The sequence below is a fragment of the Cerasicoccus frondis genome, assembly GCA_031296915.1.
Lineage (GTDB): Bacteria > Verrucomicrobiota > Verrucomicrobiia > Opitutales > Cerasicoccaceae > Cerasicoccus > Cerasicoccus frondis.
In genome coordinates this window covers 20,664-46,192 of the sequence record JAVDPC010000023.1, presented here as the reverse complement: position 1 = coordinate 46,192, position 25,529 = coordinate 20,664, and the positions used below count along the sequence as shown (strand labels likewise).

Annotated in this window: 25 protein-coding genes; 8 read left to right on the top strand and 17 right to left on the bottom strand. The window is 55.6% G+C overall.

Going from position 1 to position 25,529, the window contains the following annotated elements; translation table 11 throughout:
* Positions 1-6: 6 nt before the first annotated feature.
* Both coaD and RBB63_RS16935 read left to right on the top strand, forming a co-directional pair.
* Positions 7-495: a pantetheine-phosphate adenylyltransferase gene (coaD, locus tag RBB63_RS16940; RefSeq protein WP_309386170.1), complete on the top strand. Its 489-nt coding sequence runs from the start codon at positions 7-9 to the stop codon at positions 493-495.
* 7 nt (positions 496-502) lie between these two features.
* Positions 503-1,000 carry a hypothetical protein gene (locus tag RBB63_RS16935; protein WP_309386169.1) on the top strand — a complete coding sequence of 166 codons (498 nt, stop codon included), beginning with the start codon at positions 503-505 and terminating at the stop codon, positions 998-1,000.
* A gap of 318 nt (positions 1,001-1,318) precedes the next feature.
* On the opposite strand, the gene RBB63_RS16930 is transcribed toward RBB63_RS16935, so the two are convergent.
* From RBB63_RS16930 to rpsB, 7 genes are all read right to left on the bottom strand, one after another.
* Complete coding sequence (locus RBB63_RS16930) at positions 1,319-1,843, bottom strand: DUF456 domain-containing protein (RefSeq protein WP_309386168.1); 525 nt, start codon at positions 1,841-1,843, stop codon at positions 1,319-1,321.
* Between the two features lie 80 nt (positions 1,844-1,923).
* Complete coding sequence (locus RBB63_RS16925) at positions 1,924-4,047, bottom strand: hypothetical protein (protein WP_309386167.1); 2,124 nt, start codon at positions 4,045-4,047, stop codon at positions 1,924-1,926.
* Positions 4,048-4,146: 99 nt separating this feature from the next.
* The gene (locus RBB63_RS16920; RefSeq protein WP_309386166.1) at positions 4,147-4,809 is read right to left on the bottom strand and encodes a leucine-rich repeat domain-containing protein; all 663 of its coding nucleotides are present in this window, start codon (positions 4,807-4,809) and stop codon (positions 4,147-4,149) included.
* 2 nt (positions 4,810-4,811) lie between these two features.
* Positions 4,812-5,510: a hypothetical protein gene (locus tag RBB63_RS16915; RefSeq protein WP_309386165.1), complete on the bottom strand. Its 699-nt coding sequence runs from the start codon at positions 5,508-5,510 to the stop codon at positions 4,812-4,814.
* A gap of 51 nt (positions 5,511-5,561) precedes the next feature.
* Positions 5,562-6,803 carry an aminoacetone oxidase family FAD-binding enzyme gene (locus RBB63_RS16910; RefSeq protein WP_309386164.1) on the bottom strand — a complete coding sequence of 414 codons (1,242 nt, stop codon included), beginning with the start codon at positions 6,801-6,803 and terminating at the stop codon, positions 5,562-5,564.
* A gap of 69 nt (positions 6,804-6,872) precedes the next feature.
* Positions 6,873-7,469, bottom strand: coding sequence for a translation elongation factor Ts (gene tsf / locus RBB63_RS16905; RefSeq protein ID WP_309386163.1), 597 nt, complete (start codon positions 7,467-7,469; stop codon positions 6,873-6,875).
* A gap of 35 nt (positions 7,470-7,504) precedes the next feature.
* Positions 7,505-8,365: a 30S ribosomal protein S2 gene (rpsB, locus tag RBB63_RS16900; RefSeq protein ID WP_309386161.1), complete on the bottom strand. Its 861-nt coding sequence runs from the start codon at positions 8,363-8,365 to the stop codon at positions 7,505-7,507.
* A 383-nt stretch (positions 8,366-8,748) separates the two neighbouring features.
* On the opposite strand from rpsB, the gene RBB63_RS16895 reads away from it, so the two are divergent.
* Positions 8,749-9,624, top strand: coding sequence for an MYG1 family protein (locus tag RBB63_RS16895; RefSeq protein WP_309386160.1), 876 nt, complete (start codon positions 8,749-8,751; stop codon positions 9,622-9,624).
* A gap of 250 nt (positions 9,625-9,874) precedes the next feature.
* On the opposite strand, the gene mtaB is transcribed toward RBB63_RS16895, so the two are convergent.
* Genes mtaB through RBB63_RS16875 form a run of 4 tightly spaced genes read right to left on the bottom strand, consistent with a single transcriptional unit; the run spans position 9,875 to position 13,723 of the window.
* Positions 9,875-11,239 (bottom strand): tRNA (N(6)-L-threonylcarbamoyladenosine(37)-C(2))-methylthiotransferase MtaB, encoded by a 1,365-nt coding sequence (gene mtaB, locus RBB63_RS16890; RefSeq protein ID WP_309386159.1) that lies wholly within the window; start codon positions 11,237-11,239, stop codon positions 9,875-9,877.
* A gap of 54 nt (positions 11,240-11,293) precedes the next feature.
* Positions 11,294-11,680 carry an Hpt domain-containing protein gene (locus RBB63_RS16885; RefSeq protein ID WP_309386158.1) on the bottom strand — a complete coding sequence of 129 codons (387 nt, stop codon included), beginning with the start codon at positions 11,678-11,680 and terminating at the stop codon, positions 11,294-11,296.
* On the bottom strand, positions 11,673-12,044 hold the full coding sequence (locus RBB63_RS16880; RefSeq protein WP_309386157.1) for a response regulator: 372 nt from the start codon (positions 12,042-12,044) through the stop codon (positions 11,673-11,675). Before RBB63_RS16880 ends, RBB63_RS16885 begins: the two co-directional genes overlap by 8 nt.
* Complete coding sequence (locus RBB63_RS16875; protein WP_309386156.1) at positions 12,041-13,723, bottom strand: SpoIIE family protein phosphatase; 1,683 nt, start codon at positions 13,721-13,723, stop codon at positions 12,041-12,043. Before RBB63_RS16875 ends, RBB63_RS16880 begins: the two co-directional genes overlap by 4 nt.
* A gap of 88 nt (positions 13,724-13,811) precedes the next feature.
* On the opposite strand from RBB63_RS16875, the gene RBB63_RS16870 reads away from it, so the two are divergent.
* Positions 13,812-14,120 carry an STAS domain-containing protein gene (locus RBB63_RS16870; RefSeq protein WP_309386155.1) on the top strand — a complete coding sequence of 103 codons (309 nt, stop codon included), beginning with the start codon at positions 13,812-13,814 and terminating at the stop codon, positions 14,118-14,120.
* Positions 14,121-14,579: 459 nt separating this feature from the next.
* Here the strand turns inward: RBB63_RS16870 and RBB63_RS16865 are convergent, their stop codons facing one another.
* Entirely contained in the window at positions 14,580-14,915 is a 336-nt protein-coding gene (locus tag RBB63_RS16865) for a glutaredoxin (protein ID WP_309386153.1), read from the bottom strand.
* 146 nt (positions 14,916-15,061) lie between these two features.
* Here RBB63_RS16865 and RBB63_RS16860 point away from each other — a divergent pair, with 146 nt between their 5' ends.
* On the top strand, positions 15,062-15,910 hold the full coding sequence (locus tag RBB63_RS16860) for a hypothetical protein (protein ID WP_309386152.1): 849 nt from the start codon (positions 15,062-15,064) through the stop codon (positions 15,908-15,910).
* Between the two features lie 28 nt (positions 15,911-15,938).
* On the opposite strand, the gene lspA is transcribed toward RBB63_RS16860, so the two are convergent.
* The 3 genes from lspA to ileS are packed head-to-tail and all read right to left on the bottom strand — an operon-like array spanning position 15,939 to position 20,207.
* Positions 15,939-16,508, bottom strand: coding sequence for a signal peptidase II (lspA, locus tag RBB63_RS16855; RefSeq protein WP_309386150.1), 570 nt, complete (start codon positions 16,506-16,508; stop codon positions 15,939-15,941).
* Positions 16,509-16,513: 5 nt separating this feature from the next.
* Entirely contained in the window at positions 16,514-17,389 is an 876-nt protein-coding gene (locus RBB63_RS16850; RefSeq protein WP_309386149.1) for a TraR/DksA family transcriptional regulator, read from the bottom strand.
* 25 nt (positions 17,390-17,414) lie between these two features.
* On the bottom strand, positions 17,415-20,207 hold the full coding sequence (gene ileS, locus RBB63_RS16845) for an isoleucine--tRNA ligase (protein ID WP_309386148.1): 2,793 nt from the start codon (positions 20,205-20,207) through the stop codon (positions 17,415-17,417).
* A gap of 651 nt (positions 20,208-20,858) precedes the next feature.
* On the opposite strand from ileS, the gene RBB63_RS16840 reads away from it, so the two are divergent.
* Genes RBB63_RS16840 through RBB63_RS16830 form a run of 3 tightly spaced genes read left to right on the top strand, consistent with a single transcriptional unit; the run spans position 20,859 to position 22,401 of the window.
* Positions 20,859-21,011, top strand: coding sequence for a hypothetical protein (locus RBB63_RS16840; protein WP_309386147.1), 153 nt, complete (start codon positions 20,859-20,861; stop codon positions 21,009-21,011).
* 12 nt (positions 21,012-21,023) lie between these two features.
* The gene (locus tag RBB63_RS16835; protein ID WP_309386146.1) at positions 21,024-21,389 is read left to right on the top strand and encodes a hypothetical protein; all 366 of its coding nucleotides are present in this window, start codon (positions 21,024-21,026) and stop codon (positions 21,387-21,389) included.
* Positions 21,382-22,401: a sulfotransferase gene (locus tag RBB63_RS16830; RefSeq protein ID WP_309386145.1), complete on the top strand. Its 1,020-nt coding sequence runs from the start codon at positions 21,382-21,384 to the stop codon at positions 22,399-22,401. The genes RBB63_RS16835 and RBB63_RS16830 overlap by 8 nt, the downstream gene beginning before the upstream one ends.
* Here the strand turns inward: RBB63_RS16830 and RBB63_RS16825 are convergent.
* Together RBB63_RS16825 and RBB63_RS16820 are read right to left on the bottom strand one after the other, a co-directional pair.
* Positions 22,398-22,874, bottom strand: coding sequence for a DUF1854 domain-containing protein (locus tag RBB63_RS16825; RefSeq protein ID WP_309386144.1), 477 nt, complete (start codon positions 22,872-22,874; stop codon positions 22,398-22,400). The two genes, RBB63_RS16830 and RBB63_RS16825, sit on opposite strands and share 4 nt — an antisense overlap.
* A gap of 34 nt (positions 22,875-22,908) precedes the next feature.
* Positions 22,909-25,197: an ABC transporter ATP-binding protein gene (locus tag RBB63_RS16820; RefSeq protein WP_309386143.1), complete on the bottom strand. Its 2,289-nt coding sequence runs from the start codon at positions 25,195-25,197 to the stop codon at positions 22,909-22,911.
* Between the last annotated feature and the right edge of the window lie 332 nt (positions 25,198-25,529).

The window sequence follows — 25,529 nt, the reverse complement described above, 5'->3', positions numbered from 1 at the left end:
CTTGCCATGCGCCGAGCTATCTACCCAGGCACCTTTGATCCAATTACCAACGGGCACTTGGATGTGCTTGAGCGGGCCAAACACCTTTTCGATGAAGTGGTGGTGGCGGTCGCGCCAAATGATCCTAAAAATCCGATTTTCACGCAATCTGAGCGAGTCGAATTGGTTAAGGAAATGGTATGCGACATCGAGGGCGTAAGTGTGATGTTGCTAGAAGGCCTCACGGTGGACTTTGCCCGCAGCCTTGGCGCAGTCGCGCTGGTGCGTGGTCTGCGCGCGATTTCTGACTTTGAATACGAGTTCCAGATGGCGCAGATGAATCGACATTTGGCGGACGACATCGAGACTATTTTCCTCATGCCCAACCAGGAGTATTTCTACACGAGTTCGAACATCGTAAAAGCGGTGGCGAACTTTGATGTGGACCGTATCGCGCATTTTGTGCCAGCCCGGGTGTTGGAAGCCTTACGGGGAAAATACCCATCTCAAAGTTAGTTGCCCGATGCGTTATCTCGCAGTTATTTGGGGCCTGGGAGGCATCTTTTTACTCATTGGCAGTGCGGTCTACCGCTTGACGCCCTATGCGCTTGAGGCGCTGCAATCGGAGTTGTCGACATTGCAGTGGATTATTACGATTGGTTGGTCGTTGTTCATGCTGGTGGCTGAAGGTTACCGCGGATTCCAGAAGCAATTTTCCCCTCGTGTGGTTGCGCGCTCCAAGTATCTTTCGGCGCATCCGAAGCCTGTTCATGTGCTGTTCGCGCCGCTGTTTTGTATGGCGTTTTTCCACGCGACGAAAAAGCGGAAGATCGTGACTTGGTGTCTGACGATTGGCATCGTCATGCTGATTGTTCTCGTGCGTCAGCTCGAACAACCTTGGCGTGGCATCGTCGATTTGGGGGTGGTGCTTGGCTTGGCTTACGGCTTACTTTGGATCTTCATTTACGCCGTGCAGTGCTACGTGGCGGGCAAATTCGAGGTCGACCCTGAAGTCCGCTAGGGACACCGGGCTCCACCTTTTCGAACACTCCCAGAGCACAGATTATCCCTAGAGCACTTTTCATCTAGATAGGCCGATTCAGGTGGGGTAGAGATTGGATGCAGCGCAAGGCGGCTTTGATTGAGCGGGCTGGAAGCCCGTGATTGAAATGCCAACGCCGCGAACTTCCAATCTGGCCCCAAGCCCTAAACCGAGTGCTTTTCCGCGCCAGCGTTGTTGGCTTTTCGCTCACAGGCTTCCAGCCTGCGCCGCTCAAGCCGCCTTGCTGAACACGAAAAATCACTGCGGCCTGATCGGCCAATCTAGATGAAAAGTGCTCTAAGCACGGGTAAAAAAGACTTCGACGCAGAACCAGCCAATCATGGCCAGAGCGATGGCGAACTTCATCGCAAAGGAAACAAGCCCACCGACAACGGTGCCGATGCCGGCTTTGCCGCCTTCTTTCATGGTGCGGCCCGCAGAAACTTCACCCAGAAATGCGCCGATGATGGGCCCGAGAATCAGGCCAACAATCGTGCCTACGCCAGGAATTAGTGACAGCACAAACGGTCCGATAAGGGCGCCGAGCAACGCGCCCACACCACCACGCCAGGTTGCACCAAACTTACGGGCACCGTAATAACTCGCAATGAAATCCAGGACTTGCGCCAGGATTACGAGCCCAGCCGTAGTCAGGATATAGGGCAGGCCGATGCCGCCTTCGGGTTCCCAGAGCCAATATATCAGCGCGCCAATCCAGATCACAAAGCACCCAGGGATGACGGGGAGCAGCGACCCAATCAGTCCGATCAGAAAAATCAGGAACGTGACGCTGAGCGCCAGCCAATTGTAATCAATTTCCATCTATATGCTTTTTCGCCATTTGCCTACCGTGTATGAGTTCCAGTGGGAAGCCTTGTTCCCAATTGATCGACTGGGGCGCCTTAGGTTTCTTCGGCAAAGTCACCAGTGGCCTCGCGGAGGAGCTCTTTCTCGCGCTCTTGGGGAAGTGAATCAGGATTGGGCGCTGCATTCAGAAAACCGCACACTGTCAGGCAAAGCCGGATGTAGGGAGGGATTTTCTCATAATCTGTTCCCAGTGGAAAAGATTCCAACAGAGACCTTGCCAGCTCCGGTTGGTTGGATTGTTGATAGGCAAATGCCAACACGATATAGTAAATACTGTCTTGCGGATGACGCATGACCAGGGCTTCCAAATAGCTTCGACAGGCAGGCAAGTCCTTTTTGTACAGGGATTTGACGTATGCTAAAAACAGTTGCCGTGTTGGGTAGTTCTTCAGCGCTTCCAAAGAAATCTGCTGGGCAAAGTTTTCCAATTCATCACTCGAACCATTATAGTAGGTGTAGTTGAGGCAATCCGCGATTACTTTTGGGTCATTAGGGTAAAAGCGGAAGATGGAATTGAGGTATTCCATTTTCTGACGATGCGTCCCGTTCATCATGACGATGCGGCGAATCTCGATAGCGTCTCTTGAGTTCAGGGTTTGCTCCAATGCAAGACGAAGGTAGTTGGCATATTGGTAGAAATCTTCGCGTTCTCCAGCCAGCATTGCCTGCCATAAGTTCCTTTGTAGCAGAGTGAGACCATTTTCTTCGGCTTGATCCAGGATTGCCTGGGCAGCCTGAAGGTCCGGTTCTTTTCCGAGGACGAGGCGTTCGACATAGTGGCCCGTGTTGTCGATTTGCTCAGCGGAGAGCTCGTCCAATAGTTCGTAGAGCCCAAAATTTATTGCGACTTCGAGTGCTTTTTCCTGCTCAGCCGGTTTCTCCATGTCATAAAAATCGAGAATATCCCGAATGGCCTGCTCTCTGGTGATGGCATTGTTTTTCAGGGCGCACCCTATAGCCAGGGCGATGTATTCTGGCTCTGCATCTTCGTTTTCTTGGATGACTTCCAGAAGCTGCGCGAAGTCAATGCTCTGGATGATGTTTGGGGAAAGGTTGTCGGCAACGGCTAGGATCTGCTCCTGGATGGTTAAGCCCACATCGTCATTTCGGTATAAGTGTTCTTGCAGGTGTTCAATGAGCCTTTCCTGACGATCCGGCTCTAATGAGCCAATGTTGTACAAGACCAAAATCCGGTGCATGGTCTCGCTGTCGTCTCCTTCTGCGAGGGCTTGCTCGGCCAATTGAAATGCCTCCAATTGCTTCCCCATGGCCATGAGTATGCGTAGTCGAGAGTCCGTGATGCTGTGGCTGTTGGGAAAGTTCTCTTGGAGAATGCTCAGGTATTTGAGGCCGACTTGGGGGGAGCCGACGAGTGCCGAAATTTCAATGACTTTCAGTAATGACTCTTCGGTTTGGCCTTCGACTTTGGCTTTGCGTTCCGCCCACCAGAGGGCCTCTGGATTATAGATTTCCTCAGCAAGTTCGATGGTAAAGTCGAGAACTTCAGGGTTATCCAAGTCGAGAAGGGCGGCGGCGCGGCTTTTGTTATAGGCGTCGATCATACGCTCATCATCTTTTAGCTGTTGGGCCTGCTCATAAAGGTGCTGGCTACGCCATTCTTTGGCGGAGCGAAAGGCCCAGGGCCCCAGGATGATTCCGGTGATGCCCGTAATGATGGCGATCAAAAGCAAGGTGCGTAGCCACCAGCGCATATCCAGGAAGCGGAACAGCAATAGTATGCTGTAGTCGAAGAGACGCTCGACAAACTCACGGTACCCGCCCCAAGCCTCCTTGCAGGCTGCCCGAAACGACATACGCCGCATGATTTGCAAGAGCTTCCAGAGCCAGTTGATAAACTGAAAGGGCGCTTTCGCGACACTGAAGGTGAAATCGATAAACTTTGCGAAGCCTGAGCGTGCCCCTAACGAAAGACGCTCCATCTGCTGCCGCCGCTCCTCCTGCGCCGCTTTTGCCCGGTCTTTGCTGGAACTCAGCCACTGCGTGAGCGCATAGCTATTATGACTAAAAAAGTCGGCTATTTGTAGAAAGAACTGTGGCGTGCTATTGCGAACAAAGTGTCGAATCGTAAGCCATAGATCTTTGATCCGGCTGCCGATAAGCCAAATTAGGTAATGTAACTTGCTCGGTTTATCATCCATGAAAGCGGTGCATACTTGCTGATGATCGTGGCCTTGTCAGTCGCTATTTTGGACGAAATCTTAGGCTGAGCGTCAACGTTTCGACTTGGCTGCTGGTATTTAGGCGCTGAGTGGGTTGCTGCTGGCGTCCAGCTTCTGTAACAACGGCAGCTCCTTCAGGACATCAAGGGACGAAATGCGGTTTTCGTGGCAGAACAGCGTCTTTAATTGCCCCAGGCCGCGAATGGGCTCTAGTGATGTAATGGCGTTATCCCAACAATAGAGCTCTTCGAGGTTAGGCGCGCCTTGGATGCCCTCCAGTGAAAGCAGACCATTGTCGGTGATGTTGAATAACCTTAAATTCGGTTTATTTCCGAGGTCGATGATGCGCTTGATTTCGTTGTGGTAGAGGTTGAGCACTGTCAATTGGTCCAATTCTTCCAAGGAACCGAGCTCGGTAATGTGGTTTCCCTGCAAGAGCAACGTTTTGAGGCTATGCATGCTTTCGAAGCCGTAACTCGTCGTCAGATCGTTAAAGGAGAGATCGACGTGCTGAATCTTCGGATGGTAAAACAGGGTCTCCACCGTCTTAAGCCCAAAGCCGACAATGCGCAGACGGCGCAAGTTCGGAAACGCCGTTAATCCACTCAAATCCTGTAATGGAAAACGCGCTTCAGGGCGTGAGTTCAGGAAATCCGAAATCAGCTCCAGCGACTCCATTTTCGCTGGTTCTTCGCCGCGAGATTTCAGCAGCTCCAAAACTTGATCCCAGCCTTCGGACATGGCTAATGGACAATGCCCGCTTGCTTCGGGTCGACCTTTTCTGCGGTTGAAACATTATCGAACTTACCGGCCATGATATGGCTTGGACTGTAGGAATATTTCTTAAACTGCTCGTCGCCAAACACGATGATGTCGACCCAGCCAGAATTGTAAACGATGGTAATGCGGTTGCCCTCGTGTCGCCAAACGCCGGTTTCGCCAAAGACGCCTTCGACTCCCTGGGCGTAGCTGCTGCGCGCCGTATGATCAGGTTTCGTGATGAGGTAGAAAACATCGCCGTTTTCATCTTCTAGCTTCCAGACGCCGATAAATTTCGCTTCCGGCACTTCGGCAAACAGCGGCTGCTCCTTAATCAGCTTTGCAGAAGACGTATTGGTGGCTGCTCCGCTCAAGGCGCTGGTGGGACTGTAGCCATGCTTGGTGAAACTGCCATCCGCATTGAGCTCTAGTATGTCCGCCCAACCGCTGTCATACATAATCGTGGTCTTGTCGCCATGGCGATGCCAGTAGCCCATTTCGCCGAGAAAGCCATTGTCGCCTTTGGAATAATTGGTCCGGGCCAGGTTGCCTTCGTCGAGCCTGATGAGAAACGTGCCGCCATCGCCGTCGCCAACTTCCCATACTTCGGGCAACGAGTTTTCAGCATAGGCGCTAAGCGTGCAGAGGAGGGCGACAGAAAAAGCGAGGAAGAGATTTTTCATGGCAGAAATTTCTGATCGGATCATTTCCTTAATTTGGCCCTGGGGTCGATCTTAAACTGAGTTCACCGCCGTGGCTTGCGCGCCTGCAATCCAGCCCGTGGTCCAGTCGATTTGCAAGTTCAGCTCGGGCGAGATTGCGGTGGCGTTGAGCACATCTCCCGCAAAAAAGAGATCCGGCACGATCTGGCTGGCAAGCGTGCGGAAGTCGACTTCCGCGCTGGTGACGCCCCCAAGAACGCTGCTTACACTGCGGACGTTCTTCTTCTTGACGACCTCGTATTCGCCAATCGCGAGTTCGCGAATCAATGCAGAGCGTTGAGCCTGATCGAGTTCAGTCCAATACTCATTCTCATGGATGCCTGCGGCTTTCAGGAGGTTTGACCAGAGTTTGGCGGGCAACAGATCCTCATACGCCCCAACGCGCCCGCTTTGGTTGCGCTTTAGTTGTTCATCGATGAGCTTCGCCGCCGCGCGCGAACCGCCAGGAAGCCAGCTAATACGCAGCGGGAAGCGGTATTGCAGCTTGTTCAGATACTCAGTTTGTCGGGCAGATAGTTCCCAGGCTACAGGTCCGCTGACGCCCCAGGGCTCCAGACTGATTTCTCCAGTGACGCGGCGGTCAGTTTCGCCGATCCGCAGTTCGCAATGGTGGGGGAGGGCGCCAGTAAGACCTCGCAAGCGTGGATCGTCGACCGTTTGAAAACCAGTGAGCGCTGGATAGAGCTCGGACACGCTATGCTTGAGGTCGGTGATCACGCGGCGCATCGGGCTGCTGATCAGTCCACCGCCTGCTATGATCAGCCGATCGGCCTGCAAGGTCCGTTCATCAGTAAGCGTCAGCCAGAAGCCGCCGGTTGATTTAACATCGACCGCGCGGAGGGTCGCTTGTCGCAGGATATTGACACCGCTGTCGTTCAAGGCCTGTTCGAAGAAGTGAATCAGGTCGCTCGTCGTGGCGTTGGCCACAGCGACACGTCCGTCATCATGGATGTCCAGCGTCTGTCCATGGGCTTCCAGCCATGCCTCAAAATCGCCAGGGCCATAACGAGTAAATGGGCCAAGCATTTCTTTTTCCCCGGCAATCAGGAGAGCCGCCAGTTCGACGGGATCCCAAATTTCGCGCGTTAGGCCGCAGCAAAGCGGATCGCTGTTGCGCCAACTGGGTAGGATGGCCTCTTCACAAAGCAGCGTCACCTTATGGCCAGGCGCAGCTTGCGCGGCGCTGAGCGCGGCGAAGACGCCGGCCGGGTCGGCTCCGGCGATGATGATGTGGGGGGGAGGGGTGTCGTTCATCCAAGAAAAAGCCTTCGCTCCCGAAGGAGCGAAGGCCTGTGAAACTAGTCGTTGAACCGACGCATTTGCTTATTCGCCGATTTGGAAACGGGCGAAGCGGCGGATCTTGATGTTTTCGCCGATGCGCTGAATGTTCTCCGTGAGGAGCTCCTGGATGGTTTGATCCGGGTTCTTCACGTAGGACTGTTCGAGCAGAGCAACGGTGGAGAGATACTTGTCGATCTTACCCTTAACGATGTTTTCGATGATGTTGGCGGGCTTGCCAGCAGCTTGGGCTTCAGCGATTTCGCGCTCCTTGGCGATCACGTCTTCCGGAATTTCTTCGCGGCTGACAGCCATCGGGACCGGGTTGGCGGCAGCGATGTGCATCGCGATGTCGCGGGCCAGGGCCTGATAGGCGTCGTTCTTGGCAACGAAGTCGGATTCGCAGTTGAGCTCGAGCAACACGCCGACCTTACCGCCGGTGTGGATGTAGCTGGCGATGGTGCCTTCGCTGGCGTCACGACCAGCCTTCTTGGCGGCCTTGATCGCGCCGTTCTTCTTAAGGTGATCGATAGCTGCTTCTTGGTCGCCGCCGGCTTCGACGAGCGCCTTTTTGCAGTCCATCAAACCGAGGCCCGTGCGCTGACGGAGCTCGTTGACCATAGTTGCGGTAATTGCTGACATGGTTTTTCTAACGTTCGGGTTTTAATCGGTGGAAATTATTCCTTTTCGGCGGGTGCTTCTTCAGCCGGAGCTTCGGGAGCTTCAGCGACCGGAGCAGACTTCTTCGGCTCTTCGAGCACGATGTCGTCGGCGAAAGTCACTTCCGGTTCGTTCTCGGTGAAGTCCTGGCGAACGATCGGGGTCACGCCTTGCTGCGGTGCGTTGCGCACTTCGGTGCGGCGGGCGAGGCCGTTTTGGATCGCTTCCATGATGACTTCCGTTACGAGGCGGATGGACTTCACGGCGTCGTCGTTGCCTGGAATTGGGAGGTCGACGGTGGTTGGGTCGGAATTGGTGTCGACGAGGGCGATGACCGGGATCTTGAGGCGGCGTGCTTCGTTGACGGCAATGCTTTCGTTCTTCACGTCGATGATGAAGAGCGCCTTCGGAATGCCCTTGATTTCGAGCATGCCTTCAAAGTTGCGGTGCATACGGGCCATTTCGCGACGGATCGCGGCTTGTTCCTTACCCGGCAGCTTCTGTAGGGAGCCATCGGCTTCCATGCGCAGGTAGCGCTTGTACTTTTCGAGGCTGGCCTTGGAGGTGGTCCAGTTGGTGAGGGCGCCGCCCATCCAACGGTTCACTGCGAAGGGCATGTTGCAGGTGGTGGCGGCTTCGCGCAGGATTTCCTGGGCTTGGCGCTTCGTGCCAACAAACATGATGTCTTCGCCGCTGGCGACGAGCTCTTCGATGAAGGCATAGGCCTTTTCGAGAAGGGCGTAGGTCTTCTCCAGGTTGATGATGGAGATGCCGTGGCGGTGATCGAAAACGTAAGGCTTCGATTTCGGATTCCAGCGACGGGTCTGGTGGCCAAAGTGGACGCCTGCGTCCAGGAGGTCTTTTACTGTGATGTTCATTTGAGTCTGTCTCCGTATTCGCGCCAGTCCCGGCATTGGGCGAACCTTGGATATTGGGTTGGCTCGTCCGGTTTGGAGTCGCCTTTTTTACTTATCTGGTTGATAAACCAAAGCGATCCGGGAAGACGCCTTGGCAAAAGAAGAAGGGCGGAAGATTAGGCCCTGTAAACCCACTGGCAAGCAGGAATTCGCTTTTTTTCTGGAATGCGCAAGTCGCAGTCACGGGGCTGGTGCTTGTTGCGAAGCGAATTTTTACGATTAATGCCAATACCTTGCTGAGTTTGAAGCGATTTCAGGTAGCTGAAGCAATTTTACTTTGAATAGGCCGAAACCGGTGGGGCAAGACTTGACCTCGACGCGATTGTGCGTCGTTGTCGGCGGGCATGGATTTGGACAAGATTATTACCCACGGCGGTGGCTCGCACCGCGATGAATTTCTCGCTTGCTGCCTGCTGATCAGCGAATGCGCTGCGCCGATCGAGCGCCGCGATCCGACCGAAGAAGAGCTGGCCGATGTGCGCGTGGCCGTGGTGGATATCGGGCATCGTCATGAGCCGGAGCTGAGCAACTTCGACCACCATCAGTTTCCGCGTGACGCTACGCCGACTTGTGCGCTCTCGCTCGTGCTGATGCGCCTCGGCCTCTACGAGCACGCCAAGCAATTCTGCGATTGGCTGGAGTCGACGGAGCGCTTCGATTGCCTCGGCCCCAAGGAAACCGGTGAGTGGATCGGCGTGACGCCGGAGCAAATGCGCCGTCTGGATTCGCCCATCGATCCAACGATTTTGCGTCTCTTCGCGGCGCAGCGTGAGCACCGTCCCGGCGAGCCGCTGTTTGAAGTAATGCGCGCGATGGGAACCGAGTGGGCGGGCTACGTGCGCGGCATGGCGCAGCAATTGGAGTTTCTTGCCAAGCATGGTGAGCTGTGGACCATCGACGCCAATGGCGCGCAGTTTGAGGTGTTTGCCATTCTGGAGCGCGATGCCCCGCTGGGCGATTCCGCATCCGGCGTTGGCTTTCACCTGAAGGCTCTGGGCAAGGACGATTTAGTCGTCGCCATTGCCTACCCGGACAACCGCAGCGAAGGCCACGGCCTGCGTCGCTTCAACGACAGCGCGACGATGGAGTTTACACGCGTTTCCGAGGAAGCCGACGTGCACTTCGCGCACGCTCGCGGCTTCATTGCCAAGACCTCGGCCACGTCTGCCGAGCGCTTGAAGGAGCTGCTTAGCCAAGCTTGGGTGGGCGCCTCCGAATAAGGCCTATATTGGGGTGAGGCATAGAGAAATTGTGTCATTGCACCGTGTTTTCTTGCGCGGTTGACCAAGTGCTTGCAGGGGAAAAAAACAAGGGTAATTTTCTCAACTGACCAGGTCGTACCAACAAAGTGACCAGGTCACTTTGTTGAAATGACACGGTCATTTGCTCGATGTGACCGTGTCACTTGAGAAAAAATTGCATAGGTATAGCAAGGGAAGGGCGAAGCCTTTCGCTGAAGGAACGCTTAGGCTAACCGATCAATTTGCCCTCAACGAAATCGGCGCTAACCCGCTCCAGGCGGACGCGGGCAAACTCGTTGCGGAGCTCGGCGGCGGTGCGGCCACTGAGGCCATCGCCGCTCAGGACAACGCGCACGTAGTTATCCGTGAGGCCGCTGGCGGTGTTTTCGCGCGGGTCTTCGAACAGCACCTCGGTTTCGCGGCCGAGATTGCTTTCGTAAAAGGCGTAGCGACGCTCGGAGGACAGGCGGCGCAGGCGGGCACTGCGTTGATGGCGTTCCTCCATCGGCACGTGGTCGTCGCGGCGGGCAGCGGGGGTGTTGCCACGTTCGGAGTAGGTGAAGACGTGGCCGTAGGCGAGGGGGTTCTCGGTGAGCACGCGGCAGCTTTCGGCAAAGTCGTTTTCGGTCTCACCGGGGAAGCCGACCATGATGTCCGTGCCGATGCAAATGCCGGGCACGCGCGCGGCGGCGTCGTTGACGAAGGCCTCCCACTCGGCAATGTCGTAGCGGCGGCGCATCTCGGTGAGCACCTTGTCCGAGCCGCTTTGCAGCGGAATGTGCAGGTAGGGCATCAGCGCGTGAGAGGGGTCGTTCATGCGGTCGAACAGCTCGACCGGAATCGTGGTCGGCTCGATGCTGCTGATGCGCACGCGCTCCAGCCCGGGCAGTTGGGACAATGCGTCGACGACTTCTAGCACGGAGCGGTCGCTGTGCTGGTAGGTGCCGATGTTGACCCCCGTTAGCACCAGCTCTTTTACCCCGCGCGCCACCTGATGCCGGGCCTCGGCCATGAGGTCGCCGAACTCGCGGCTACGCGCCCGACCCCGGGCAAACGGGATGATGCAAAAGCTGCACATGAAGTCGCAGCCGTCCTGGATCTTTAAATTCGCGCGCCACTCGAAGGGCGTCTCGCCCGCAAAGTGCATGGTGAAGTCGTCGCGGTCGATGCGCTCGCGGACGATAACCGGCGCCGGATTTTTCTCAGCCTCACCGATGTAGTCCAGCACGTTCATTTTGTCGTGGTTGCCGAGGATGAGGTCCACGCCCTCGATGCCGGCAATCTCCTTGGCCCCCATCTGCGAATAGCAGCCGACGACGGCGGTGTAGGCCTCGGGGTTGCGCCGAATAAAGCCCCGGATTGCCTGGCGGCACTTGGAGTCCGCGAGCCGGGTGACGGTGCAGGTGTTGATGATCGCCAAGTCGGCCTCGTCGCCGAAGTCCACGATGTCAAAGCCCTGCGCAATGAGCTTTTCGCGCAGAATCATCGTCTCGCTTTGGTTGAGCCTGCAGCCGAGGGTGTGCAGCGCCGCGCGTCGCTTCACGCGGGTGCGCGATGCTGCGTATTGCGACTGACTGGCGAGAACCTGACTCATGCGAATCAAGGAGACAAAAGCGCCTAGCCAGATTTTTCAAGCGCGAAGGGGCCGCTATGCATAGCGCGCACCGAGTTCGCGGAGGCCTTGCTGGACGTGTTCATCCAGGCGCTGGGCGAAATTTTCGTGTCGGGTAAAGTTACCCATGCGCAGTTCCACTTCAACTTGGCGGGCGTAGGCGGAGGCGCGGGAAATGCCGAGGTTGCCCAAGCTACCCTTTAAATAATGCACCAGCGGGATCAGCTCATCCTGAGCGTCCGATTGGCAAAGCTCTTGCAGTTCTTGGATGCGAGGCGTGTAGGTCGCGTGAAATTCAGCAATTAACTCAGCGATGAATGCAGACATCGCTTCTTCTCCAATTGATATCTCCCAATGGCGCAGGTAATTTTCATCGAGCACTGCGACGTTGGCAGGCTCGATTGATTCCTCGAAGTCAGGCATGATTATTCAGCAGTTCCTGCACGGCGGATTGCAGTAGGCTAGGCGCGAAAGGCTTAGTGAATACGCGGTTGGCTCCGGCGTCAAGAAGTTGCTGGTGGACTTGGTGCTCGCCGTGTCCGGTCACCACAATCAAGGGCATTTGCGCCAGTTCTGGTTCTGATCGAACGAACTCAATGAGCTCCAGTCCGGATTTGCCCGGGAGCATTACGTCGATGATGGCGAGTTCCGGTCGTTCGGTTTTCAGCAGTTGCTCCGCACCGAGGCCTTCACGGCAAACGATAACTTTGCAGCTAAGCCGCTTGAGATTGAACTCCAGCAAGCGGATCATCAAGGGGTCGTCATCGGCAATCAGGATAGTACTCATAATTTTTGCCAGCAGAGAAAGGTTTGGTCGTCATTGGCGGGTTCGTGAGCGCCGTCGATTTCAGCGCGTAATTCTTTCCAAATTGATTCGGTATCGTTCTCTTTGCGCGCCATGAGGAATTCCACGAAGTTATCCCACCCCCAGAGCTCTCCATCACGCGACCACTCGAACAGACCATCAGTCACTAAAAGCACCCGGGCAGGGCCATCGAGCGAAAAGCGTTCGGCGGAGTATTCTGCATCTGCATAGATGCCCAACGGCGGCCCGGAGGGTTCAACGCTGAATGGTTCACAACCCTCGATGCAGCCGATCACTGGGCAATGCCCGGCATTGACGATCTCGATCTTACGCAGGTTTTTGGGGACTCGAGCAATTGCGCATGTCGCAAACATGGTCATGTCTTCGAGTTCCCGACAGAGTGTGCGGTTGAGCGCCATCATCAGGCCCACGAGTGAGTATTGGAACGTCACGCTGATGTGCAACGCCGTGCGGAACATGGCGGCTAGAAACGCTGCGGGCACGCCTTTGCCCATGACATCAATCATGCAGAAAATAATATCGCCCCCCCGGGTTTCGCAGATCTCCACGTGATCGCCCGATACTTCGCGCGCGGTGCGCCGTCGCACGAAAGCCTGCCAGCCATCGCCTGAGGTTAGCTGAGGCAGGGGCAGGAGGCAGTCCTGCATTTCGGAGGCAATTTCCAATTCGCGCAGCGCCTGATTTTCACGATCGCGGACCTGGGCGTTGCTGGCGTTCATCACGGCAATGCCAATGAGGTCGGCAAAGGTGCGCACGGTGTTGCGGACCTGGGCGCGCAAGTCCATCTCAGTCAAATGATTGGCCAGCAGCAGGGCGCCGCAAACATTGCCGCCTGCGATGATCGGGCAGATGATACCGCTGTGGGAGTTGGCCAGTTGCGGATCGTGCGCGATCTTGTCCTGTGCGGCCCAGCTGAACTCCTGTCCGTCCTCGACAACCTGAATAATATGAGGCGAGTCGAGGGGGGGCGTCGCAGCGACGGCATTGATTGCCAGTTCCGCCATGAGCGCGGATTCGATCACATCGCTGAGGTAGATCTGGCATTCGTCGTAAGGCGCCACGCCCTGGAGGTCGGCCAGTGCTTGCTCCAGGAAATCGACCACGGTTTCACTTTGCACGAGGGCTTCGCCCAGTCGGTAGAAGGCCGCCAAACTCTCGTAACAGGTGGAGAGCTCGGTCATCGCCTTTTCGACCAGCGTCTCTGGAGCATGTGCCTGGTTGAGTGCTTCATGGCGCCGGGTGACGCGGCAGAGATAGCCCTGGCTGCTACGCCAGTGCTCAGTGTGGTCTACGAGATTCGCCACCAGGAACAAGCCGCGTCCATGAATCGACGCTACGTGGGGCAAGCTCGGGTTTCGAGTCAGCGTTTCCGGGGGGCCATCGCCTGGATCGACCACTAAGAGGCTGATTTCTTCCTGCCAGATATCCCACTGGATGGTAATTATCTTTTCCGGATCGTTTTGGCAGCCGTGAATGACTGCATTGGCAAAAATTTCGGTTAAAACGAGCGCCCAGTCGGTAATCGCCTCGGGGGGGAGCCCCATATCCGCCAAGAACAAGGTAAAGTCCTCCCGCAGCGTGTTGATCTCGCTCAATCGCGCGGGGGCCATGTAGCGTTGACCGGACACAGGACCATTCATCTGGTTAAGGTAAATTAAATTAGCGCAGGGTTGAAAGCGTATTTTTCTTTATACGAAGCATGGGATGACTAAAGTTAGTCCATCTCCCATGAAACTGTTTGACCATCTCATCGAAGAAAAAGCCCAACTGGAAGTGAAAGTGCAGGTTAGCCGCTTTGACGCCAGTGTTTGCGAGGATTTTCGCGATTATATCGACAGTTTATGGACTAAAAATCTGGAATCCATCACACTCGATTTGTCCAACGTGCAGTTCATCGACAGTAGTGGCGTTGGCGCCTTGATTGCAGTGCAGAAGCGTCTGGGACGTGGTTCCGTCAATCTGCGCGGTGTGACTGGCCATGTTCGCAACGTCATCACGCTCCTGCGTCTCCAGCGCGAATTCACGCTCCTCGACTAGAGCACTTTTCATCTAGATTGGCCGAGTCAGGCCGCAGTGATTTTTCGTGTCCAGCAAGGCGGCTTGAGCGTCGCAGGCTGGAAGCCTGTGAGCGAAAAGCCAACAACGCTGGCGCGGAAAAGCACTCGGTTTTGGGCTTGGGGCCAGATTGGAAGTTCGCGGCGTTGGCATTTCAATCACGGGCTTCCAGCCCGCTCAATCAAAGCCGCCTTGCGCTGCATCCAATCTCTACCCCACCTGACTCGGCCAATCTTAGATGAACAGTGCTCTAGGCAACGCGCCGCTGCATTCATTTTCGTTCGTGCCTGAACAGACAATTCAAACTGAAATTGCTCTAAATGAAGGATGCGGTCCAAAAGAAAACGCCGCTCCCGAATAGGGTGCGGCGCGTTGATTTCGCAGTGCGATGGAGCTTTCGGAGATGGCTTAAAAACCCCTCCGGTCCAGCCGGAGGCTGGGTTAGAAGAAGCGCATTGTTTTGGAGGCCATGCGCTCGTGCTCTTCGTCGGTGCAGGGGGCGTTGGTGGGCACATCAGCTTCAGCGGAGTTTGCTTCCACGAGTTGATTGCTAAGCATGTAATTTTCTACTTCTTCGCCGCTCACATCGGCCAGCATGACGCCGTCAATTTCAACGCAGGGGGAAAGGCTTTGACCCGATTTTTCAACCATTTCGGCGTAAATTTCGGGGTTGTTGATAATGTCCCGGTCTTCAAACTCGATGTCATATTTCTTAAAAATAGCGCGTACGCCGTTGCTCCATCCGCAGTATGGTTTTAACCAAGCAATTACCTTCATAAGTTTATTTCCTGTTTGTGAGTTGTGAGTGAGTGTAGTTTCGTAGCACGGGATTATTTTTCACAACCTACATACAACTACTGAGAAAATCAAGGATGCGCGTAACTTAATTGTAGAAAACCGCAGTTGGTCCTTTGCTCCTGTACATGATGCCACCTAAGGTTCAGCAATTTCGATTCGTGCGCCTGCCCAATGATTTGGCGTTGGACGCAGCCGGTGTGGCGGTCATTTGGCGCCTGGCGTTGGCGCATGGGCTGGGGCTTAAAGCGTCTGCGGCGTCGCTCTGGGTGTTGGGAATGTCAGTGTGGCTTGTTTATCTCGGCGACCGCTGGTTGGATGTGCGTGGAAAGCGCCCCGAGGAGTTGCCGACACAGCGCCACTGGCTGATCGCGAAATGGCGCTGGCAGTTTCTGGGCTTATGGCTGATCGTGCTGGTGTTGGACGTGTGGGTGGCGCTGAAAGGGCTCACCACAGCGCAATTTCAGGCTGGTTTAGTGGTGCTCCTGTTGAGCATTGCTTACACGATCGGCATTCAGCGTCATGTGAAGGTGCGGCGAACAAAAGAGCTCCAGGTCGCGCTGATATTCGCCATTGGCGTGGGGGCTTTTTTTGCGGGAGAACACCTTAGCGCGGAGGTGTGGCTTTGGCTGATGCTCAAGCTTGTGCTGTTTGGTATGGCCTGCTTTACCAATTGCGTCCTGATGGCGCGGTGGGAAATGGACGCAGATTTGGCCCTTGGTCGACGCAGCTTACCGCTTGCCATGGCGGACCGGGCTGTGCGACTGCGCGACTGGGCGGTCGTCACTACGGTCTTGGGACTGGTCGTCTATTTCTTCTCAACGCCGATCCTATCGCACAGCGCCATTACCTTGGCGGTCTACGGGGTGTCCCTGCTTGCCATCGATCGGTGGGAATGGCCTCGGAATCCGGAAAATCGTCGCTTTTGGGCCGATGCCTGGCTTTTCGCTCTTGGCCTACTGGCTTGGCTAGTGTGAGCGCCTGCCGCAGCAAGCCTGCGCCTGCCTACTTCGCCGCTTGAGTTTTCTTTACCCGATGCTCTCGCCAGGTTTCCACCAGCGACAGCACCACGTAAATGCTCACACCGATCGTGATGCCGCAGTCAGCCACATTAAAGGCTGGATAGCGGTAGCTGCCGAAGTGGAAGTCCAAGAAATCCACCACATGGCCATAGGCAAAACGATCGATCATATTGCCAACGATACCGCCAATCAGCAGGCCAAAAATGATCTGCAACAACCCGCGATGGAGCTCCAGCTGTTTGCGGAAAAAATAAATGGCCCCCAGCGCGACGAATCCCAACAGGCCGAGCACGAACGAGTACCCTGAAAACATGCTCCAAGCGGCGCCGTCATTGTAGACGTGGATGATGTAAAAAAAGTTGGGGATGACGGCGATCATCCCACCTTCGTACGGATTGGCGCCCGCTGGAACTGAGTTGACGATCCACAACTTGGTTACTTGGTCGAGGATCAGCACCGTGGCGGCGATGATCCATAACCTTTTAAAACTGACTTTGGCCGCAGCGGCGTCCGTGTCGGCTGAGCTGCCTGCGGCCTGGTCGGTGGTGGACATCTAGTTTAGTTGTCGTCGTCGTCTCCACCCATGGAGAGGTCGTTGTCGTCCGCATCGCTGAACACGCCGCCACGGTGGCTCTTCTGCTTGCGGGTGCGCTCCATTTGGCGCTGACCTTCGAGCGAGTGGCGGGTGAACGGCACGGCGAGCAGACGCTCCTTGTCGATGGGTTCGCCGGTTTGTTCGCAAACGCCGTATTCGTTGTCGAAAATGCGCTGGATGGCTTCTTCGATTTCGTAAAGGGCTTCCTGCTCGTTGGATACGAGGCTCAGGGCGAAGTCGCGGTCAAAGGTGTCGGTGCCCGCGTCGGCCATGTGCTGGCCATAGCCTGAGAGGTCGCCGGAATCGTCACGGTTGGAGCGCTTCAGGGTGTCCGCAGTGTGGAGTTCAAGCTCGGCGGTGACGTGTTCGCGCAGCTCAAGCAAAAGCTTGTAGTGCTTCTGCCACTTCTTCGGAACTTGGCGACCGGGGGGGACGTCGGAGCTTTTGCGCTCCGTCGGGTTGAAGCCAAGGATGTCAGCCAGCGATGCGGCGTTGTGCGCGCGGTTCTCGACGGGCTTCTCTTCAATTTCCTGTACGGCCTTGGCGGCTTTTTTGGCGACCTTGGGCTTGTTTTCTTCGGATTCCGGCTTCTTGGATTCCAGAATCTGCGCAACATCCTCCATCGTGAATACGACGGGTGTCTTGCCCTTCTTCACCTTGAACATGGAGGGCGTGTTGCTGCGGCGGCGGGCGCCGAGCACAAGAGCCTTGGTTTGTTCGTCAGGCACATTTTTAGCCGCAGGCGCATCCGACTTGCCGTTGGACTTATCCGTCGCGGGTGTCTTGGTGGGGGCGTTCTTGGACGACTTTTTGGATGCTGATTTCTTTTTTGCGGGCATAATTGGTGTGTTTTGAAGTAAAGGGTTAAATTAGGTTTAACGCTTTGAGGGCGTCGCGGTCGCGTGGTGAAACATTGCCAAAGTCGCCAGCGGGCACAAGTTCCTCGACCCAACGCCAAGAGCGCGGGCAGCGTTCGCCGTCGGCGTGGGCAGCGGTGATCTCAACTTCGCCATCAGTCTTCGTGGCCAAGGTGACTTGGGAAACGATAAATAGTTCCGGCAAATCTGCTTCATATTTAGTCAGAAGCTTGAGAAGCGGATCTTCTTCCGTCGCCGTGATCGAAACTTTCGCCTCGAGGTTGGCCCCGATGACCTTTTCTTCACGCAGCTTTTCCAGGGGCAGGTTGACCTGCTCTTCGCGGAAGTTGATGACGGCGTCGATGTCGGCCGCAACCTGGGCGTCGAACGGGAAGTCACTCGCCTTGGGCCAGGCTTGCAGGTGGATGCTGTCGTCGGCCAGCTCTTCGCCGCTGACATGGAAGCTCCAGGCTTCGTCGGCGGTGAAGGTGAGCACCGGCGCGATGACGCGCACCAACGCACGGAAGATCAGGTAGATCGCGGTCTGCGAGGAGGCGCGCTCGGTCCACTCCGGCGCAAAGGTGTAGAGGCGGTCCTTGAGGATCGCATGATACACGCGCGAGAGGGTGACGCCGACAAAACGGTCGATTTCCTGATAGGCGCGGTGGAACTCGTAGTTGTCCATGGCCGTCGTGACACGCTCCACGAAGCCAGCAGTTTGCATGAGCGCCCATTGGTCGATCGGAGTCAGGTCGGCAGGCTTCACGGCGTCGGTCTCGTAGTTGAAGCCAGCAAGATTGCCCAGCTGATACATCAGCGTGTTGCGGACGCCGCGGTAGACATTCGAGACGAGCTTGAAGTGGTTTTCCGACAGGCGGATGTCGCCACGGTAGTCCTGCGAGGCGACCCACAGGCGCATGATGTCCGCGCCAAACTTCTTCACCCAGCCGTCGGAGCTCATCGCGCCCTTGGACTTGGATTCTTTCTCTCCCTTTTCATTTACAATAAAGCCGTGGGTGACAACTTCCTTGTAAGGCGCTGCGCCATCGGCGATGACACCTGTCCAGATCGAGCTCTGGAACCAGCCACGGTGTTGGTCGCTGCCTTCTAAATAGAGGTCGGCGGGCCAGGAAAGCTTTTCGTTCTGCTGGAGCACCGCGCGGTGCGAGCAACCAGAGTCGATCCACACGTCGAGCGTGTCGCCGCCCTTAGTGAGGGTCTTACCGGCAAATTCGGCGGGCAACTCAATACCGTCGAGGAGCTCTGCGGCGGATTGCTCAAACCAGATATTGGTGCCGTGTTCGGCCACCTTGTCGGCGAGGGCCTTGATGACGTCAGAGTCGATCAGGGGGTTCTTGTCTTCGTCGTAGAAAACGGGAATCGGCACGCCCCAGGAGCGCTGGCGGCTGATGCACCAGTCCGGGCGGGTTTCCACGGCGCCGCGAATGCGCTTGATGCCGGCTTCGGGCGTCCACTTTACCTGTTCGATTTGTTCCAACACCTTTTCACGCATGTGATGTGCGTCGAGCGAGACGAACCATTGGTCCATCGCACGGAAGACGACGGGAGTCTTCGAACGCCAGCAATGCGGGTAAGAGTGCTCGTGCTTCTTGACCGCCATGAGCGCGCCTTTCTCCGTGAGGATACTGAGGACGGCGCTGTTGGCCGGGCACTTGCCCTTGGTTTCGAGGACGGTCACGCCAACGAGTTCAGCAGGAACCTGGCCATCATCGACATAGCAGCCATTATCGTCGAGCGGGCAGTAAATATCGAGGCCGTATTTGAGGCCGGTCAGGTAGTCTTCCAGACCGTGGCCGGGGGCGGTATGCACGCAGCCGGTGCCGGACTCGGTGGTGACGTAGTCGGCGAGCACGACCGGGCTCTTGCGCTCGATGAACGGGTGGTTGGGCTGGAGGCTCTCCAGCTTGCGGCCCAGATGCTTTTCGCCCAAGGTCGCGCCTTCGAGCTCGCAGCTTTCGATGAAGTTTTCCGCAAGCTGCGCGACAACCAGGTAGGTTGCGCCGTTGTGCTTTACTTCGACGTATTCGAGGTCCGGGTGCACAGCCACCGCGAGGTTCGCGGGCAGCGTCCAGGGAGTCGTTGTCCAGATGACGATGTAAAGCGGGCCGTCGATGTGGAGGAACTGATGGCCGGGGATTTCGAAGCGAACCCAGATCGACGGGCTGACGTGGTCGTGGTATTCGACTTCAGCTTCGGCCAGCGCCGTTTCGCACGGGATCGACCAGTAAACCGGCTTCTTGCTGCGGTAAACCAAGCCCTGCTCGACGAACGACGCGAAAGTGCGCAGGATCGTCGCCTCGTAGGTCGGCTTCATGGTCTTGTATTCCTCGGCCCAGTCGGCGAGGACGCCGAGGCGCTGGAATTGACCGCGCTGCTTCTCGATGAACGATGCGGAGAACTCGGCGCAGGCTTCCCGGAGCTGGGCAGGGGAGAGGTCTTCGCCCTTTTCGCGCAGCTCCTTGGTGACCTTGAATTCGATCGGCAGGCCATGGCAGTCCCAGCCCGGCACGTATGGCGCACGGAAGCCCTGCATGGACTTGTAGCGCAGAATGGAATCCTTGAGAATCTTGTTCAGCGCGGTGCCAATGTGCACATCGCCATTGGTGAACGGCGGGCCGTCGTGCAGCACGAAGGATGGGCCCTGGGCGTTCTGCTCTTGAATTTTTTCATAGAGCCCCATTTGCCGCCAATGCTCCAAGCGGGAGGGTTCTCGTTTGACCAGATTACCCCGCATGGGGAATTTGGTGTCGGGAAGATTTAAAGTGTCTTTTAATTCCATTGCCTGACGGCCTTGACGCCGGTTGGCGCACTTATTTGCAAAAGGCGGGCAGTCTGCTGCTTTCACACGCTAAGTCAAGGGCGGTTTTAGCCATTTGTTTGGGGCGATGTGCTGATGTCATGTTCTGGTGAGTTGCTGGTGGTTCCGTTTTTTACGGCATAATGTACGAAAATTGTAAAAAACCCTTGCGGGCATCGTTCAAGTCGCCCAATAGTAGGTAGTATAACCTATATTTGCTGTGGATGATGCTTTATTTAATCAGTGCAAGTTAACTGACTTCGCCGAGAACGTTAGTAAATTGAGAGTGCTGTTAGCAGAGTTGTACGAGGGCACGAGCTATGGGGTACACAATGAGGTGCTTAAATTTTGTTTCCGACTCGATGAGAAGTATGCCGAAAGCAAACAATTCATGTTATTTTTGCTAATCATCGGCGGGACGTTGCCCGAGAGCACCAAATTTTATGATTTTGAAGGCGAAGATTCAGTTGAGTCGTTTATCAGGCGCCTGCATACGCATTATTGCATTGAGGGCGTCGCATAAGGTTCAGTGGCAGAAGCGGACTACTCAATTTGCTTTCTAAGTTTAAATAAATGCTGGAGCTGATATTTGCCTTGCGAGGTTATCGTTAAAATCGCATAAACCTATCCTGCATGGAGCATTTAGCTTATATTGGCCCGGGTCTGAGTGGTGGGGTGTTTGCCGTGATTATTGGCGTTATCACGTCGATATTTTTGGCAGTCGTTGCGATCGTTTGGTATCCGATCAAGCGGCTACTGAAGAAAAAGGATCGGACGGACGGCTAATCACGCTCGTCGATGGATTATATCCTCTCGCTCTTGCTGGCGCTGGTAGTTGGCGAATTGTTTTACCGGGCAGTAAAACTTGGCGCGCATTTAGACATTCTGCGATATGCAAACCGCTCAGTTCGGGTAATGAGCTCTTCAGTGATTTCAGACCACTGGAAAGAAAGAGTTCTACTGATGTATTCCCGGATCATCTTAGCGAAGACATTGATTCTGGCGGGCGTGCTCTTGATTCTGATTTTACTCGTTGCAGTCTTTATTTACATTGGCGACTTGCTCGGCACCGATTTTGGCGCGTTTTTAAGCAGTTGGACAGGGATCATATTTTTGACCGTGATCATGGTCGTAATCTCTTGGTTAAGGAAGCGTTTTGGCTGAGCAACAGTATGGTTTCTTTTCACGGTTACTACACCGCGTAGCGCTTGATCAGCGATGGATCGCCGAGGCTTCCTTTGACCTGGAGCTCGCGACGGCTAAAGTGGATTCCAGCCAGTTCGTTGATAATCAACATGTCTACATTGCCGGATTTGCCCGGGCAGGGACGACGATGCTGCTCAACCAGATCGCGGCTTCCGATCAATTTGCATCGCTGACGTATGCGGATATGCCGTTTGTCTTGATGCCGGGCATTTGGAAACGCATTGCCGGTGGCTCCAAGGCGTCAGCGCTTAGGGAGCGTGCGCATGGGGACGGCGTCTTGGTCAATGAACACAGCCCCGAGGCGCTCGAAGAGGTTTTCTGGCGTATCTTTTATCAGCAGAAATATCTGGAAGCGGACCATCTCAGGCCGATGGACATTACGGATAAAGCCATCGAGCAATACCGCGCCTACGTGGGCGCCATTTTAACCAAATGCGAGCGCAGTCGCTATCTGTGTAAGAACAATAACAATGTTTTGCGGATTCCTGTGATCCGCCGTGCTTTTCCGAACGCGCGAATCCTGATTCCATTTAGGGATCCACTGCAGCATGCGTGGTCAATTTATCGCCAGCACCAGCGATTTTTGAAAATCGAGCACGAAGATCCTTTCGTTCGCAAGTACATGGATATGGTCGGGCATTATGAATTCGGGTCCGGGCATCGTGCGTTCCGCTTTGAAGATAAGCCGAATAACACTTTCACCCCGGATCAACTCGACTATTGGCTGGAGCGTTGGTTAGAGGTTTATCGGCATCTGCTTGATTTAACGGATGAGCAATTGACGTTTGTTAGCTACGAATGGCTTTGTGAGAGCACGGATCATTGGTTGATGCTGGCCGAGCATCTGGCCTGTGATGCTGGCCATCCTGCTTTTGAGCTACGTGAGCAGCCAGTGGAGGCCCCATACACTGATTCACTACTGTCTCAATGTCGGGACCTCTACGCGCTCATGTCTGGAAAAATGCTTTAGCCAACGAGCATCCAGAGATGCTTCGCGCTTTCTTTGTCCAATTGGTCCAGTGGCGGCAGGCGATAAAGGTCGCCGAAGACGTCTTCCACCAAGTAGCCCCCATCGTCGACATTGCGTGGCCAGGCGTCGAGCGCAGTCTGGAATTGGCGTTCGCCCGCCGCAGTATTCACCTTCCAAATGCGGAGCTCGAAGTCTGTTTTGATCTCGTGTATCGCGGTGACCTCAAACGCGAAGCTTCCTGCGGCAATGGCTTCTTCCAATGCGGTCGCGGATGACTCATCCAGTGAGTCAGCAGTTTCGATGAAGGCGAATTCCTCGTTCTTGTCATTACGCAAAGATAAGTACCGGTGTGGATCGCTCAGGGGGAAGCACTTAACCGGGCGCACAAGCGTGGCGTCTTCGCCTTCATACCACGCGGTTAGGCGACCAGCGCCACAGGAGGCGAGTTGGAGTGGTTTGGTTGAATTCATCATTCGTTGTGGGTAGATGGTTGGCTGATCGATTGGGTTAGATGGCGAACTGTTCGTGGAGTTCGCTCTGCATGTCGTGGAGCTTGCGATAAACACCGTCTTCAATTTCCAGTAATTCCTGATGCGTGCCTTCTTCGACGAGTTGGCCGTTTTTCATGACGAGCAAACGGTCAGCTTGCTTCAGGGTGGAGAGACGGTGAGCGATAGCGATAACCGTGCGTCCGCGCACCAAGTGATTGAGCGCTTCCTGAATCTTGCGTTCAGTCTCGGTGTCGACGTTGCTGGTGGCCTCGTCGAGAATGAGAATTTTCGGATTGTGCAGAATGGCGCGGGCAATGGATATACGTTGACGTTCTCCGCCTGAGAGGGTGTGTCCGCGCTCGCCAACGACCGTGTCGTAGCCCAATGGCAGTTTGCAAATGAAGTCGTGCGCATTGGCTGCGCGGGCGGCCTCAATGACATCGCCAAAGGAAGCGTCGCGCTGGCCATAGCGTATGTTTTCCAGCAGCGAACCGTGGAATAGAAACGGCTCCTGCAACACCATGCCGAGGTGCTGCCGATAGCTGGACACATCCACTTCGGCCAAGTCGAGTCCATCGACCAGAACCTTGCCGCCGGTTGCAGTGTAGAACCCGGCAATGAGGTTGGTGATCGTGCTTTTGCCGGCGCCGGATGGGCCCACGAGGCCAATCATTTCGCCAGGCTTGATGTGGAACGATACATTACGCAGCGTTTCGTGCACGCCGTCGTAGGAGAAGTTCACATTATCCACGACGATTTCGCCGTCGACATCTTCGACCGTATTGCGGTTGCCTGCGAGCGCGGGGTCTGGCTCCGTGTCGATGATTTCAAAGACGCGGTGCGCCGAGCTAACCGCCCGGTTGAGCATGCGGGTCAGTTGCCCCAGTGTGTTGAGCGGCTGGAAAAACAGGCCCATGTACATCAGGTAGGCGACAAAGGTGCCCACCGACAGTGGCTCGCCCCATTGGCCAAATACGCGGGGCAGGGCGAAGGCCCAAACAATTAGCGTCACGAACTGAACTGTGCCCATGAGCATCGGCCAGAATTTCGTCCAAACATCGTGTACGGACTTGAAGCTTTCAAAGGCCTTTTGGTTGCGGTCGCCGAAGCGTCCAATTTCCCGTTTTTCCTGGCTGAACGCCTTCACGACGCGCATGCCGGGTATGGTGTCGGAAAGGACTGCCGTGACGTCCGACCATTTGCGCCAAGCCTTGAGGAAGTATTGGTTGATGTGCTTGCTGTGTGCGTAAAATGCATACAGATATGCCGGGATCGGCAGGACGAGTATTAGGCCCAATTGCCAGTCCAAACCTATCAGCATGGCGCCCAAGCCGATGAGCATGATGACCGCCAGAGTCGACTCCACCACGCCAAAGGCAATGAAGTCCCAGAGGCGGTCGGTGTCGGAGCTGACGCGGCTGATGATGCTGCCCGTTTGCTTCTTGGAGAAAAAGGTCAGGCTGAGCTTTTGCAGGTGGCCATAGAGGTCGCGGCGTAAGTCGTGGGCCACATACTCGCCGAGATAGGCCAACCACTTGAGCCTGAGCCACACGCAGATTTCGCGCACCAAATAGAGTACGGCGAGTCCGCCCAGGATGACGAAGCTGATCTTGGTGGCCATTTCGCTGGTGATCTCGCCGTCTTCCATGGGCGTGAGCACCTTATCGATCAGGTATTTGGTGGCGTAGGGCGCGACCAGGTTGATTGCGGTGTAGATCAGTGCGCAGACGAAACCGATCGTCACTTCCTTCTTGTAGGGCAGCACATATCTGAGCAGTCGCTTCATGATCTGGAACTGGTCCGACATCACGGAACTCTGCGCATCCTTAATCTTGCTGCTGACGGATTCCGCGTAGGCGCGGTCTGGGTTTTCCGGGGAAACGCTGTGTCCCTTCACCTGTTGATCCACGACAAAGCGAATGTTCTCCATCGACTGCTTTTGTCGCCGCGAGTAGTTGACCTGCATCAAGGGCAGTCGGGAGTCGAGCCGCAGGAAGAGCAGGGCGCTGGAGCTGAGGCCAGGCAGTTCGGTGACGACTTCAATCTCTGCGCGGGAAATGCGTTCAGGGGCAGCGTCATCGGCGGAAGCGAAGTAAAATACCTCGTCATGTCCGAGCACGAGCCAGCCTTGCTGAAGCTTGCCGGTGGCGGTGAGGTCCGCCATCGCGTACAGCACAGGCCCACGCCCATTGTTGAGTGATTTGATGCGATCGATGAGCGCAGGAGGGATTTGGGCGGGCTGGCCCGCGTAGCGTTCGATTATCTGGCGGTCCAGTTGGAGTCGGTCTTGAGTTTCAGTAGGCATGGTCTGCAGTCAGTTAAAATAAAATCAGCGGTGGCGCAAAGTATCGGAAAACAAAAAATCCCGGGCTGGTTAGGTCCCGGGAGTGCGTGGAAACGATGGCGTGATCGTTATGCGGCGATGAAGGGACCCGAAGTGGCGAGAGAGAGCATCATTGCGAAGATATACATCCAACCGCAGCCTGAGGCATTCTCAATGCCGGAAATATTATGCGGTGTGTTAATCTTCATAGCTCGTAGGTCCTTTCTTGGAGAACGTAGAACATGACGGATTAATTCCGCGCGTCAACCCAACATTTTGTTACAGATTGATGACACGGATCGTTGGCGAGATTT